The sequence below is a fragment of the Pseudochrobactrum algeriensis genome, assembly GCF_018436245.1.
GTDB lineage: Bacteria > Pseudomonadota > Alphaproteobacteria > Rhizobiales > Rhizobiaceae > Pseudochrobactrum > Pseudochrobactrum saccharolyticum.
Genome location: NZ_CP075361.1, coordinates 3,150,001 through 3,164,326 on the forward strand (window position 1 = coordinate 3,150,001; position 14,326 = coordinate 3,164,326).

Annotated in this window: 14 protein-coding genes (1 of these 14 cut by a window edge); 8 read left to right on the top strand and 6 right to left on the bottom strand. The window is 50.3% G+C overall.

The genetic code is table 11. The features are described from left to right. On the bottom strand, nucleotides 1-169 hold the 5' portion of the coding sequence (gene leuD / locus KHQ09_RS16660; protein WP_022709609.1) for a 3-isopropylmalate dehydratase small subunit. 437 nt of this gene lie to the left of the window's left edge; the window shows 169 of its 606 coding nt (coding positions 1-169); it begins with the start codon at nucleotides 167-169; its stop codon lies beyond the left edge, outside the window. A gap of 243 nt (nucleotides 170-412) precedes the next feature. Here leuD and KHQ09_RS16665 point away from each other — a divergent pair, with 243 nt between their 5' ends. Next, nucleotides 413-1,282: an HpcH/HpaI aldolase/citrate lyase family protein gene (locus KHQ09_RS16665; RefSeq protein ID WP_213599426.1), complete on the top strand. Its 870-nt coding sequence runs from the start codon at nucleotides 413-415 to the stop codon at nucleotides 1,280-1,282. Between the two features lie 35 nt (nucleotides 1,283-1,317). After that, complete coding sequence (locus tag KHQ09_RS16670; RefSeq protein ID WP_022709608.1) at nucleotides 1,318-1,524, top strand: DUF1737 domain-containing protein; 207 nt, start codon at nucleotides 1,318-1,320, stop codon at nucleotides 1,522-1,524. Nucleotides 1,525-1,564: 40 nt separating this feature from the next. Here the strand turns inward: KHQ09_RS16670 and KHQ09_RS16675 are convergent, their stop codons facing one another. After that, entirely contained in the window at nucleotides 1,565-3,601 is a 2,037-nt protein-coding gene (locus KHQ09_RS16675; RefSeq protein ID WP_213600071.1) for a M3 family metallopeptidase, read from the bottom strand. A 155-nt stretch (nucleotides 3,602-3,756) separates the two neighbouring features. Here KHQ09_RS16675 and KHQ09_RS16680 point away from each other — a divergent pair, with 155 nt between their 5' ends. The 4 genes from KHQ09_RS16680 to typA all read left to right on the top strand — a co-directional run bounded on the left by KHQ09_RS16680 (nucleotide 3,757) and on the right by typA (nucleotide 9,197). Continuing rightward, nucleotides 3,757-4,224, top strand: a complete 468-nt coding sequence (locus KHQ09_RS16680) for a MarR family winged helix-turn-helix transcriptional regulator (RefSeq protein WP_213599428.1) — start codon at nucleotides 3,757-3,759, stop codon at nucleotides 4,222-4,224. Between the two features lie 44 nt (nucleotides 4,225-4,268). Continuing rightward, nucleotides 4,269-5,537: a multidrug effflux MFS transporter gene (locus KHQ09_RS16685; RefSeq protein WP_213599430.1), complete on the top strand. Its 1,269-nt coding sequence runs from the start codon at nucleotides 4,269-4,271 to the stop codon at nucleotides 5,535-5,537. 231 nt (nucleotides 5,538-5,768) lie between these two features. Beyond that, nucleotides 5,769-7,157, top strand: a complete 1,389-nt coding sequence (mgtE, locus tag KHQ09_RS16690) for a magnesium transporter (RefSeq protein ID WP_213599432.1) — start codon at nucleotides 5,769-5,771, stop codon at nucleotides 7,155-7,157. A 222-nt stretch (nucleotides 7,158-7,379) separates the two neighbouring features. Next, entirely contained in the window at nucleotides 7,380-9,197 is a 1,818-nt protein-coding gene (typA, locus tag KHQ09_RS16695; RefSeq protein ID WP_022709449.1) for a translational GTPase TypA, read from the top strand. Between the two features lie 66 nt (nucleotides 9,198-9,263). Here the strand turns inward: typA and KHQ09_RS16700 are convergent, their stop codons facing one another. Further along, entirely contained in the window at nucleotides 9,264-9,713 is a 450-nt protein-coding gene (locus tag KHQ09_RS16700; protein ID WP_022709763.1) for a universal stress protein, read from the bottom strand. Nucleotides 9,714-10,106: 393 nt separating this feature from the next. On the opposite strand from KHQ09_RS16700, the gene cysK reads away from it, so the two are divergent. Together cysK and KHQ09_RS16710 are read left to right on the top strand one after the other, a co-directional pair. After that, a complete protein-coding gene (cysK, locus tag KHQ09_RS16705; RefSeq protein WP_213599434.1) occupies nucleotides 10,107-11,075 on the top strand; it encodes a cysteine synthase A in 969 nt (322 codons plus the stop codon). Between the two features lie 345 nt (nucleotides 11,076-11,420). Beyond that, complete coding sequence (locus KHQ09_RS16710) at nucleotides 11,421-11,864, top strand: DoxX family protein (protein ID WP_213599436.1); 444 nt, start codon at nucleotides 11,421-11,423, stop codon at nucleotides 11,862-11,864. 117 nt (nucleotides 11,865-11,981) lie between these two features. On the opposite strand, the gene KHQ09_RS18515 is transcribed toward KHQ09_RS16710, so the two are convergent. The 3 genes from KHQ09_RS18515 to KHQ09_RS16720 form a co-directional block, all read right to left on the bottom strand. Continuing rightward, nucleotides 11,982-12,110, bottom strand: a complete 129-nt coding sequence (locus KHQ09_RS18515; protein ID WP_272491713.1) for a hypothetical protein — start codon at nucleotides 12,108-12,110, stop codon at nucleotides 11,982-11,984. A gap of 216 nt (nucleotides 12,111-12,326) precedes the next feature. Then, the gene (locus KHQ09_RS16715) at nucleotides 12,327-13,208 is read right to left on the bottom strand and encodes a 3-hydroxybutyryl-CoA dehydrogenase (RefSeq protein ID WP_213599438.1); all 882 of its coding nucleotides are present in this window, start codon (nucleotides 13,206-13,208) and stop codon (nucleotides 12,327-12,329) included. 179 nt (nucleotides 13,209-13,387) lie between these two features. Next, nucleotides 13,388-14,317 (bottom strand): electron transfer flavoprotein subunit alpha/FixB family protein, encoded by a 930-nt coding sequence (locus tag KHQ09_RS16720; protein ID WP_213599440.1) that lies wholly within the window; start codon nucleotides 14,315-14,317, stop codon nucleotides 13,388-13,390. Nucleotides 14,318-14,326 lie beyond the last annotated feature (9 nt).

Genomic DNA, 14,326 nt, shown 5'->3' on the forward strand with positions numbered 1-14,326 from the left:
CCGGATTTTCGGAACCGTCTTCATTAAAGCGCATTTCCGCGAATAGACCTTTACCAAGACCTGTACGCTTGATTGTCTTCAGATAATCCTTAGGGATAATCATATCCGTATCGATATTGATGATCGGCAACGGAGCGGCAACGCCGGTAAGCTTGGTAAATTTTTCCATCGGTCTCGTAACCTGTAAGTCAAAATGCTTTTCTCATTGTGCTTTACACCAGCTTTTTGCAGAGTCAAAGACCTGAAATCCAAGCGAAGTGCCGCACCATGATAATAATGCGCCCCTCAACCCCAAAGGCAACTACCTTTTCAATGATTGCCTATGATATTCAATTCAAACAATATCCTGTCATTTTTGACTGGTTTTCAGATCAAAAATAACACGAACATCTTTGCCAGGGAGAAATTCTGAGTGACACTTTATCAGACGCGCCGTGCCGTGCTTTATGTTCCGGCCAGCCATCAGAAAGCCCTCGCCAAAAGCACACAACTACAGCCCGATGCCATTATATATGACCTTGAAGACTCTGTTGCCGAGCAAATGAAACATGAAGCACGTGATAATCTGCGCAAACATTTTCAGGAGCAGCACCAAACAGAACAAAGCCCGCTAAAAGCTATCCGTATCAACAGTCTTGCCACGCAATGGGGTGAGGATGATCTGAAACTGGCGGCAGAACTCAAAACTGAGGCTATTGTTCTGCCGAAAACAGAAACGCCGCAACAGGTGATAGATGCTGCCCGCAAACTTGATGATTATGATGCACCGGAGACCCTCGGCATCTGGGCAATGATTGAAACACCGCGCGGTATTCTCAATGCGGATGAAATTGCACGGCTGGCGCAGAAATCCGCTGCACGCCTCAAATGTTTTATCGTCGGCACCAATGATATTGCTCTGAGCACTGGCGTTAAAACCGTCAACCAACGCAGCGCATTACTGCCATGGATGATGCAGATTATTCTTGCCGCCCGTGCGGGTGGTATTGATGTATTGGACGGTGTTTATAATAATTTTCAGGATCAGGAAGGCTTCAAAGCCGAGTGCGAACAAGGAACAATGCTTGGTTTCGACGGCAAAACTCTGATTCACCCTTCCCAGATTGAAACCGCTTTGAACAGCTATTCCTCAACTGCCGAAGAAGCCGCATGGGCAAATCAGGTAATTGCTGCTTTTAATCTGCCGGAAAATGCTGCCAAAGGTGCCATCTCCTTGAATGGCTCTATGGTCGAGCAATTACATATTCGTCAGGCAGAACGCGTTCTTGCGCGTGTGCGCTGATTCTTTCGTGTTTCTGCAAACTACAGGAGTTTCCTATGCAGCTTTATCGTTTTCTCACCGGTCCGGATGATTCTTCCTTTTGTCATCGTGTTACCGAAGCCCTGAACAAAGGCTGGATGCTCTATGGCTCGCCAAGCCACAGCTATAATGCCGAAGAAAAGAAGATGTATTGCGGTCAGGCCGTAACCAAGACCGTTGAAGGTCATGAATATTCGCCGGATATCAAACTCGGTAGTTTCTAAAAATGAAAGCCCCTGCATATCTTGCAGGGGCTTTTTTTATTTAAAGGCCGCGTTTTTCGATCATCGCCTGCGGGCTTGGCATCCGACCACGGAATGTTTTGTACAATTCTTCCGGATCTTTGGAACCACCCGCCGCATAAATATGGGTCTTCAGCTTTTCTGCCAGATCGGCATTGAAGACATCGCCGCTTTCTTCAAAAGCCGCAAAAGCATCGGCGTCCAGCACTTCCGACCACATATAAGAATAGTATCCGGCCGAATATCCGTCACCGCTGAACACATGCAGGAAATGCGGTGTGCGATGGCGCATGATAATCGCTTCCGGCATATCCAGCTTTTTCAGAACTTCCGCTTCAAAAGCCAGCGGGTCAGTCACAGGCTTGTCACTGGTATGGAATGCCATATCGACCAGCGCCGATGAGGTGAATTCCACCGTGTTGAAACCGGCATTGAAAGTCGCCGCTTTCAGCACTTTATCAATCAGATCCTGCGGGATTGTCTCACCGGTTTTATAATGTGTGGCGAATTTCTCCAGCACCGGACGTTCGGTCAACCAATGTTCATAGAGCTGGGACGGCAGTTCGACAAAATCACGCGACACTGCGGTGCCGGAAATTGCAGGCCATGTCACATCGCTCAGCAGTCCATGCAGGGCATGGCCGAATTCGTGGAACAGTGTATGTGCATCATCCAGCGACAACAGAGCCACCTCACCTTTCGGCGGCTTGGCGAAATTCATCACATTATAAATGATCGGTGGCTGACCATCATCCAGACGATGAGACGACTGCAAAGCGCTCATCCATGCACCGGAGCGTTTGCTCTGACGGGCAAAATAGTCACCCAAGAACAGGCCGCGTCGTGAACCATCTGCATTGAACACTTCCCACACACGCACATCCGGATGCCATGTCTGAATACCCTGATGTTCTTTGAATGTCAGGCCGAACAAACGTGTTGCAACATCAAAAGCTGCTTCAATAATTTTATTGAGCTGCAGATAAGGTTTGAGATCACCCTCATCAAAAGCGAAGCGCTCGGCACGCAGTTTTTCTGCATAATAGCGCCAGTCCCAACCGGCTACCGGATGATTAAGCCCCTCACCGGCAATCAGCTTTTCCAGATCAGCCTGTTCTTCCGATGCGCGTTGTTTGGCTTTATCCCAAACCGGCATCAGCAAATCCATCACCGCATCCGGTGTTTTGGCCATTGTGTCATCGAGCTTGAACGCAGCGAAATTTGCATAGCCCAGCAGCTTTGCCTTTTCATCACGTAAGGCAACAATCTCTGTCACCAAAGACCGGTTATCAGTCTCACCACCGTTTTCACCGCGCTTTGCCCATGCTTCATAGGCTTTTTCACGCAAATGGCGAACAGAGGAGAAAGTCAGAAACGGTTCAACAATCGCACGGGAAAGCGTAACTGCCCAGACATCTTCACGACCGCGCTCTTCAGCTGCCGCTTTCATCGCAGCCCGCAACTGCTCCGGCAGACCGGCAAGCTCGGCCTCATCAGTAATGAACAGAGCCCATGATGCTTCGTCTTTCAGCACATTCTGGCCGAAACCGGCACCAAGACCGGCAAGCTTTTCATTAATATCAGCCAGCCGTGCCTTGTCCTGTGCATTCAGCTTGGCACCGTTACGCACAAAGCCTTTCCAGCTCTTTTCCAGCACACGCAGCGTTTCTGTATCCAGTCCGAGATCGGCACGGTTCTGATAAAGCGCATCAATTCTGGCAAACAGCGCTTCATTCATCATAATGCGTGAGTGATGGCGGGACATTTTCGGCGCGACTTCGCGCTCCAGTGCCTGAATATCCTCATTGGTATGGGCACCGGCACGCATCCAGAAAATCGCGGCAATGTGGGAAAGATCACGACCGGAAAGCTGCAATGCTTTCAGCGTATTCTCAATTGTCGGCGCATCAGGGTTCTGCAAAACAGCCTCCACATCCGCCCAGTCTTTTTCCAGAGCAATATCGAAGGCAGCCTTGAAATCCGCATCACTGAATTTACTGAAATCCGGCAGACCAAGCGGGCCGCTCCACTGGCTGAGTGCTGAATAGGCGGGCGTCATCTGATTGTGCTGCTGCATATCTCACGGTCTCCGGTTTGCAGAATTACATTTCAAACATTTAAGCAGCCCGCTTATCCGCCACAAGTGATTTATGCGGATAATTGACCGGTTTCAAAATAAATAGTAAGGAAACCTTATTATAAGGATGCCTTACAATGTTTACAGGAAAATCCTACGATCCCGATAGTTTCGGTTTCGTCGTCTATGATATCAGCCGGCTTTTCAGCCTTGAGCGGGAACGTAAGATTGTTGCTGCCGGTCTTGAGCTGACAGCTTTCGAGTCACGAACACTGGTTCATGTGGCGCGTTATCAGCCAGCCCGCCAGTCTGTCCTTGCCGAGAGCATGAATATCGAAGCCATGACCCTATCCGGCTATCTCGACAGGCTGGAAAATCGTGGCTTGCTGCGCCGTGAGCCTGATCCCGATGACCGCCGCGCCAAACTGATTTTTCTCAATGATACAGCCGTGCCGGTTCTGGATGAACTGAAACGCATTGCGAAAGAAACCATCGCCGATGCTTCACAGGCGCTGCCGGCGGAAGAATGGCAGAGATTTTTGAATAATCTGCTGACCGTCCGCGCACATTTAAGACAACTCAATCAGGAAAACCGGAAAAGCTGATCCGATTATCCGCAATTTAACTCCCAGCCATAAAGCATGCCGCTATGCCCGATTCATCACCCCGCGAAAAAACATCCCCGCTTGTTATTATGTCCGAGCGCCGCGTTGGCATTATCGGCGGTTTTCTTGCCGCCATCGGCCCGCTGGCTATGTCGCTCTATACACCGGCGATGCCGGAAATTGTCTCGGATTTCGGCACCACGGAAGCGGCAGTTAAGCTGACCCTGACCGCCTATTTCGGCGGCTTTTGTTTTGCTCAGCTGATCTGTGGCCCCTTATCAGACGGCTATGGCCGCAAACCGATCACTATTCTTTTCATGTCTGTCTATCTGGCAGCCAGTGTGCTGGCATTGTTTGCTCCGACGATTGAGATCATGGTGCTGGCACGTCTGTTACAGGGTGTGGGCGCTGCGGTCGGCGTTACCATGTCCCGCGCGATTGTCCGTGATCTGTTTACCAGCGACCGCTCGGCGCGGGTGATGAACCTGATTGGCATTGTCCTCTCCGTCGGCCCTGCCATCGGCCCGACACTTGGCGGGTTGACACTGGAATTCCTCGGCTGGCATGCGATCTTTCTGGTGATGATTTTGCAAGGGGCAGCCGTCATTCTCATGATGTTGCTGTTTGTACAGGAAACCGGCAAGCCCGATCCTTCCCGTGTCCGGCCACGGGCACTTGTGCAATCCTATTTCAGCCCGCTGAAAACCCCGCACTTCCTGTTTGCCAGTCTGGTGCTTACCGGCGCTACCGGTGCGCTTTATACATCAGCCACCATTATGCCCTTTATTCTTATGACGCGTGTGGGACTGTCACCGAGCACTTTCGGCATGGGGATGTTGTTACAAACTGCTTTCTATATTTCAGGCGGCATTATTTACCGCATCCTGATGCAGCGCGTGACCGTTTTCCAGATGTCCTGCATCGGGTTGCTCTGCACCGGCTCCGCCAGTATCCTGCTCGCTGTGTTGCTGCGCATTTATGAACCGGGCTATCTGCTGGTGATGTTACCGATGGGGCTTTACGTGATGGGCATTGCCTTTCTCACGCCGCAGATGACAACGGCAGCCATGGCACCTTTTCCGAAAATTGCCGGTTCGGCTTCCGCTTTGATGGGCTTTTTCCAGATGGGCGGTGGTCTGGTCGGCGGCATCATCTCAGCCTCTATGGGCGATCCGGTTATCGCCATGGCAACATTATTGCCGCTGATGGGATTACTGTCATTAATCAGCTATATCATGTGGAACAGGTTCAAACTGCCTCTGGCCCCTACCTTGGAGCATCCGATCACCCCTGAAAAATCTGCAGACCGGTAAAGTCAGACTCTCATAGAATTGTCAGGCAAAACAGCAGGGTTGACAAGCGCGGCCCGAGAGCACAAAACACGCCCAGACCATCAGGTCTGATTTTAACCGGAGTTTTACTCTTATGCCCAGCGACAGTCACAGTCGATTGTTTATGCCGTCAATGGCAGATCTGACCTGATCGCAGGAGCGATTGGTTTGTCACGATCTGCCATGACGGCGGATCGACAGAGAGGCAAACCAATGAACAACAATAACGGCACCTTCCGTGCTGCTCTCGATACAACGAATCTTGCAATCTCCGCGCTGCTTGAGCAGATCGGCCATTTGCGTACTGGTGATGCTGTTGAACTGATTAACGAGCTTGATCTCGACGATCAGGTCACTTTATTCCGCAGCATTTCAACCGATCAGGCTGTTCTTTTTCTGGATCAGCCGGAACTGCATTATGCAGACCAAATCATTGACAGCCTGGATAACGGACGCGCTGCAGAGATCCTGAACGGCATGTCTGCAGACCGCGCCACTGATATTTTCCATGATCTGGACTGGCCGTCCCGCAACCGTCTGTTTTCAGTTCTTTCGCCGGAAACCAAAACCGCACTGAAAAAACTGATGGGTTATCCGGCTGATACTGCCGGTGGTCTGATGACAACGGAATTTATCGCTGTGCCATCCACATGGACAGTCGAACAGACTTTAGCTCATATCCGGCAGGTCGAGCGCTCCCGTGAAACGGTCTATGCCATCTATGTTGAAAATCCGGAAACCCGCATTTTACAGCATGTGGTATCACTGCGCCGTCTCATCACCGCCAATCCGCAAGCCGGTATTGCAGAAGTCGGCCGTGATCAGGAACCGCTGACAATTCCGCCAATGATGGATCAGGAAGAAGTTGCACGTCTGTTCCGCAAGCACGATCTTCTGGCAATTCCGGTTGTGGACGAACAGCACCATCTGATCGGCATTGTCACCGTGGACGATGTGCTGGATGCCATGACCGAAGAAACTTCGGAAGATGCCTATAAATTTGGTGGTATGGAGGCTTTCACCAAGCCTTATATGCAGATCAGCTTCTTTGAAATGCTGCGTAAACGCGGCGGTTGGCTTTGCATTCTTTTCTTAAGTGAAATGCTGACGGCCAGTGCCATGCAGCATTTTGAAGTGGAACTGGAAAAAGCCATCGTTCTGGCACTGTTCATTCCGCTGATTATGAGTTCGGGTGGTAATTCCGGCTCGCAGGCCACATCCCTGCTGATCCGTGCCTTAGCATTGCAGGATCTCAAACTCGGTGACTGGTGGCGTGTGGCTCTGCGCGAAATACCAACAGGTCTGGCGCTGGGTTCTATGCTGGGCGTGATCGGCTTTGTCCGTATCGCAATCTGGCAGAAAACCGGCCTCTATGATTACGGTGAGCATTGGGTGCTGATCGGCATTACAATTGCCGTGGCACTGATCGGTATTGTGCTGTTCGGCTCTCTCTCCGGCTCGATGCTGCCGTTTGTTCTGCAGCGTCTCGGTCTTGATCCGGCCAGCGCCTCTGCACCTTTTGTGGCCACACTTGTCGATGTGATGGGCTTGGTCATCTATTTCAGTGTTGCGGTTATTTTCCTCACCGGAACACTGCTTTAAGCTTGGAATAGGCCGGAATTTTCCGGCCTTTTTCTTATGCTGAAAATGTCCGTCAGGCTTTTTATGCAGTCAGTGCACAGCAGCAATGAGATATGCAATATGCTAAAATCAGCCCGCCCCCTTTTAAAATTGGCGAAAAACCTGTAAGAGCGCCCCATTATCTGCGGCGTTCACGAGGGATATCCTTAAGCGTCCCAACCCCCTATTCAGAGTGATAACTCAATGCAATTGCGCAACATCGCGATCATCGCACACGTTGACCACGGCAAAACTACCCTGGTTGACGAACTTCTGAAACAGTCCGGTGTATTCCGCGACAATCAACGCGTTACCGAACGCATGATGGACTCCGGCGATATCGAGCGCGAGCGCGGCATCACCATTCTTGCCAAGGCAACTTCCGCTGTCTGGAAAGATACACGCATCAATATCGTTGATACTCCGGGCCACGCCGACTTCGGCGGTGAGGTTGAGCGTATCCTTTCGATGGTTGACGGTGTTGTTGTTCTCGTTGACTCCGCTGAAGGCCCGATGCCACAGACCAAATTCGTGGTCGGTAAAGCCCTGAAGCTCGGCCTGCGTCCTATCGTTGCGATCAACAAGATCGACCGTCCGGATGGCCGTCATGAAGAAGTCATCAACGAAGTTTTCGACATGTTCGCAGCGCTCGATGCGACTGACGAACAGCTCGACTTCCCGATCCTTTACGGTTCAGGCCGTAACGGCTGGATGGCAGAAAATCCGGAAGGTCCAAGCGATCAGGGTCTGGCTCCGCTTTACGATCTGATCGTCAAGCACGTTCCTGCACCAAAGGTTGCTGAAGGCCCGTTCTCGATGATCGGTACCATTCTGGAATCTGATCCGTTCCTAGGCCGCATCATTACCGGTCGTATTCACTCCGGTACTTTGAAGCCGAACCAGTCGGTTAAAGTGCTCGGTCAGGACGGTAAGCTACTGGAAAACGGTCGTATTTCCAAGATCCTCGCTTTCCGTGGCCTGGAACGTACTGCCATTGAAGAAGGTGTGGCAGGCGATATCGTTGCTATTGCCGGTCTTTCCAAAGGTACTGTGGCTGACACATTCTGCGATCCTTCAATCAACGAAGCCATGAAGGCTCAGCCGATTGATCCGCCGACCGTTACCATGTCCTTCATCGTGAATGACAGCCCGCTGGCCGGCACCGAAGGTGACAAAGTTACCAGCCGTGTTATCCGCGACCGTCTGCTGAAAGAAGCTGAAGGTTCAGTTGCTCTGCGCATCGAAGAATCCGAAGACAAAGATTCGTTCTATGTTTCCGGCCGCGGTGAATTGCAGCTTGCTGTTCTCATCGAAAACATGCGTCGTGAAGGCTTCGAGCTGAGCATTTCCCGTCCGCGTGTTGTGATGCACAAAGACGAAGACGGCAATCTGCTGGAACCGGTAGAAGAAGTCGTTATCGACGTTGACGAAGAATATTCCGGTACTGTTGTTCAGAAAATGTCTGAACGCAAAGCGGAAATGGTTGAGCTGCGTCCATCCGGCGGCAACCGCGTTCGTCTGGTATTCTTTGCACCAACCCGCGGTCTGATCGGTTACCAGTCTGAACTGATGACTGACACACGCGGTACAGCGATCATGAACCGTCTGTTCCACGAATATCAGCAGCACAAAGGCGAAATCGGCGGACGTAACAACGGCGTGCTGATCTCCAATGATCAGGGCGAATCGGTTGCCTATGCAATGTTCAACCTTGAAGACCGCGGCCCGATGATTATCGATGCCGGTACCAAAGTTTATCAGGGCATGATCGTTGGTATTCATACCCGCGACAACGATCTGGAAGTCAACGTGCTGAAAGGCAAGAAGCTGACCAACATGCGTGCATCCGGTAAGGATGAAGCTGTTAAGCTGACCCCGCCGATCCGCATGACTCTGGAACGCGCTCTGTCCTGGATTCAGGATGACGAACTGATGGAAGTAACACCAAAATCCATCCGTCTGCGTAAGCTTTATCTGGATCCGAATGAACGCAAGCGTTTCTCGAAGTCCAAAGGCATGTAATTATGCTTAAAAAGAAAACGGCGCTTAAAGCGCCGTTTTTTTATTCCCTGAAGAACTCAAGGCCGGTTATTTAACAACCAGAACCGGTATTTTGCTCAGCGACAGGACTTCTGCTGCCTGACTGCCCAGCAAAAGCTTGTTCATGCCACGGCGGCCATGCGATGCAACCACAATCAGTTCAGCCTGATGGGTCTCGGCAGCTTCAACAATACCCACGGCCGGTGACTGATTTTCAATATGCAAGCCTTCAACAGTCACACCTGCATCGCGCGCTTTGGCGATCGCCTGCTGCACAATGGCTTTGGCCTGCTCTGCCATGGAGGTACGGTATTCTTCAAAAATTTCAGGCGAAGTGCTTAAGCCCGGCGCTACAACAATGCCGTAGCTCGGAAACAGATCCGTTACAGTCAGCACTGTAATTTTAGCGGACAGTTCTTTGGCCAGACCAATTGCCTGTTCCAGCCCTTTATTGGCAAGCTCCGAACCATCAGTCGCCACTAAAATATGTTTATACATGTTCTCGTCTTTCCCTTTTACAGCATCCGCCGGAATGCACCCTGTCTATTATATGTGTGTTTCTGTTCCGGTTTTTCAATCAGCATCACCATAAACACGCAATATTCAGAATAGACTCCTGTGAAACACATCATAATATAAATCTAGGAATGAACAGGCCAAATTACATTGATCAGGATCAAAATGATTGTGATTTCCCGCATCGGAAAAAGCCTGAAAACTATATGGAATTTGCTGAACTGCGGCTCCCGCTCCGCCCTCATGCTATAAAATAATTCTAATATTTCACATTGATAGAATAATATTCTAAGTTACCCCTGCATTCTGGAAGCCTGCTTCTATAATCCTGAACGGTCAGGCTCTATGCTTTGCGAAAAGATCAGGAGATTTGGTATGAGCGATTCTAACAAACCAGGCCGCGGCCGTATTTATTCTTCTATTATTGATACAATCGGCAACACACCGCTTGTCCGCGCGGATAAATTTGCCCGCGAAAACGGCGTGGTCGCCAATCTTCTCGTTAAACTCGAATTCTTTAACCCGCTGGCCAGCGTCAAAGACCGTATTGGTCTGGCTATGATTGAAAGCCTTGAAGCCGAAGGCAAAGCTGTTCCGGGTAAAACCGTATTTATCGAGCCGACATCCGGTAATACCGGTATCGCACTGGCTTTTGCCGCCGCTGCCAAAGGCTACAGCCTGATTCTCACCATGCCTGAAACCATGTCGATTGAGCGCCGTAAATTGCTCAAATTGCTGGGTGCGGATCTGGTGCTGACCGAAGGTGCAAAAGGCATGAAGGGTGCGATTGCCAAAGCGGAAGAACTGGCTGCAGGCAATCCGAACGCAATTATTCCGCAGCAGTTTGAAAATGCCGCGAATCCGGAAATTCACCGTAAAACAACAGCGGAAGAAATCTGGAATGACACCAATGGTGAAGCGGATATTCTGGTTTCCGGTATCGGTACCGGCGGCACGATCACCGGTGTTGGTCAGGTGCTGAAAGCCCGCAAGCCGTCATTCAAGGTCGTCGCGGTTGAACCCAAGGATTCGCCTGTGCTTTCCGGTGGCAATCCGGGGCCGCATAAAATTCAGGGAATCGGCGCAGGCTTTGCACCGAAAACACTGGATACCGGTGTTTATGATGAGATCATTCAGGTCGCCAATGAAGATGCATTCGCTTTTGCACGCCAGATCGCCAAAGTTGAAGGTATTCCGGTCGGTATCTCTTCAGGTGCGGCACTGAAAGCTGCTGTGGAAGTCGGCAAACGTCCGGAAAATAAAGGCAAAAACATTGTCGTTATTATTCCGTCCTTTGCCGAGCGCTATCTCTCAACCGCTCTGTTCGACGGGCTTGATGCCTGATCTGCCTGCTTAACACCATCAGCTATAAAACCGGCGCAATCGTGCCGGTTTTTTTATGTCACTCTTTGGTTTCCGGTACTGAATCGCTCCCGTAAATAAAGCCACTACAAGCGAGAGCTTTGTCACCCATACCCGATACAGCCATCAGGTACAGGTCTCTCAGGTACAGACTCTTTCATCACGCAAAATTCATATCAGAAAAATATCCGGTTCTGTTAAATGGGAATAAGAATCGAACCGTACGGTTTAATACACTTAACCTATGTTTCAGTTCGTCTATCTCAGGAAAATACAAAAAAGATTTCACGTGAAACGCAAACAATCCAAGCGCAGAGCAACTGATCTATGACAGACAAACTTTCTGAACCATCTTTAATGCTGCCATTTCTGGCGCCTGTTTATGCCCGTTTTCATGATATTGCCTATGCAGTGATGCGTGCGGCGAGCGGCGGTATCATGGCGTTCTTCGGCTGGGGGAAGCTGTTCAACGGAGACATGCCACGCGATATCGAATTGTTCCAGCAACTGGGGCTGGAACCGGCAATCCCTTTGGCCTATTTCACCAGTATTCTGGAATTTATAGGGGGTATAGCCATAGCGATCGGCCTGTTCACCCGCCCTCTCGCCTTTATGCTCTTCATTCAGATGATTGTTATTTTGGTGATGGTGATGATCCCGCGCAGCAGCGGTTTCCAGCTTTCTACCGTCTGGTTCGGTGTCTTCATGTATCTGAGCGTGGCTGGCAGCGGACGCCTGTCGCTGGATCGCCTGATCGGCAAACAGTTCTGAAATACAAAAGCCGGCTCATGAGCCGGCTTTATTCATTTTCAGTTGACCGGATCTGGGAGCTATCCGGAAAACAGTAAAGCTAATACCTATACGCCCAGCGGGCGCACAGAGATCGCTTTAGTGCGAATGACGGGCAGCACAGGCCGGACCCGGGCCACGCATATAATGGCGTTCCGGACGATAGCTTGGTGCCAGAAACTCGCGAAGAACTTTAAAAATTTGACGAAACTGAACGATCAGACCCATCACACTACACCCTGATTAATTTAACATTATTATTTTTGCTGAAGCACAAATCACAACAGTGAATTTAAGGTAAATATTAGCGAAGAAAGGTGAACACGAAGTGAATTCACATGCTTAATGAGCGATTAAAAATAACCTTTTATTTATTAACCCGACAAAAAACCCTGCATTTCTTGACCAAATGCAGGGTTTTCAGCAATTTATGCACTCAAAATATTAACGGGTCGGTACCGGTTCGTCACCGCGATAGTCATAGAAACCGCGACCGGTTTTACGTCCGAGCCAACCGGCTTCAACATATTTCACCAGCAGCGGGCACGGACGATATTTCGAATCCGACAGTCCTTCATAAAGCACCTGCATAATCGACAAGCAGGTATCCAGCCCGATGAAATCGGCCAACTGCAACGGCCCCATCGGATGATTGGCACCAAGCTTCATGGCTGTATCAATGGCATCCACAGTGCCAACACCTTCATAAAGCGTATAAATCGCTTCATTAATCATCGGCAGCAAAATACGATTGACGATAAAAGCAGGGAAGTCAGCGGAAACCGTGATGGTTTTGCCCAGCTTCTGCACGAAATCCTGTGCAACGGCGAAAGTCGGTTCTTCTGTGGCGATACCGCGGATCAGTTCAACCAGTTTCATCACCGGCACCGGATTCATAAAATGAATACCGATAAAGCGTTCAGGACGATCAGTGGTAGCAGCCAGACGGGTAATTGAAATCGAAGATGTGTTGGTTGCCAGAATAGCATTGCTGTGAAGATGCGGGCAGACCTGCGCAAAAATCTGCTTCTTAATGGCTTCATTTTCTGTTGCAGCTTCGATCACCAGATCGCAAGGTGCCAGATCAGCCATGGTTTTGGCTGGCTTAATCAGCGCAAGGCTGGCAATACGTGCTTCCTCAGCCAGTTTGCCCGAAGCAACCTGACGCGCCATGTTACCGCTGATAGTGGCAATACCGTTTTCCAGTCGCTCATGCGAAGCATCATGCAGGAGCACATCATAGCCTGCCAGCGCGCAAACATGAGCAATACCATTACCCATCTGCCCTGCACCGATGATACCCACTGTTTTGATTGTAAAACTCATGATCCGCTCCGATCCCTTCGTATCAATAAATTTACAGCAATAACGCCAATTTTTCTCCGCCTACATGAGCAGTCTCATGCAGATAAGTCTATCCCTGATTAAAGCAAAACGCGCCCGGATTAAATATCCGGACGCGTTATAATATCAGAGACAATCATGCCTGATTGTCATGATCCTGATTAAAGTGCTTTTTCAAGCTCCGGCAAAATAGTGAACAAGTCACCAACCAGACCATAATCCGCGACCTGGAAAATTGGTGCTTCTTCATCCTTGTTGATCGCAACGATCACTTTGGAATCTTTCATACCGGCCAGATGCTGGATCGCACCGGAAATACCGCAAGCGATATACAATTGAGGCGCAACCACTTTACCGGTCTGACCAACCTGCCAGTCATTCGGCGCATAACCCGCATCAACAGCCGCACGGCTCGCGCCGATTGCAGCACCGAGCTTGTCAGCAACCGGTGTGATCACTTCGTTGAATTTCTCAGCGGAACCGAGTGCACGGCCACCGGAGATGATGATTTTCGCTGAAGTCAGCTCAGGGCGGTCACCGCCGGAGATTTTTGCCTCAACAAATTTCGACACAGCCGGATCATTGCCTGCATCCACACTCTCAACCGTAGCAGAACCGCCTTCACCGGCAGCCGCAAAAGAAGCGGTACGCACAGTGATAACCTTCTTGGCATCTGTGGTTTCAACAGTCTGAATCGCATTACCCGCATAAATCGGACGTTTGAAGACTGTCGGAGACACAACTTCGGTAATTTCCGAAACCTGTGCCACATCGAGAAGTGCTGCAACGCGTGGCAGTACGTTTTTACCCGAAGTGGTCGCCGGAGCAATTACAGTGTCATAGGAACCGGCAAGAGCAACCAGCAATGCTGCGGTTGGTTCTGCCAGACGGTTTTCCAGTGCATCGCTTTCAGCGAGCAGGACTTTGCGCACGCCTTTCAGCTTGGCCGCAGCATCAGCAGCAGCTTTGGCGCCTTTACCCGCAACCAGAACATCCACATCACCGCCGATAGCGAGCGCAGCAGTCAGTGCCTTTGCAGTCTGGTCAGAGAGGCTTGCATTATCGTGTTCTGCAAAAAGAAGAATAGCCATAATCGTTTT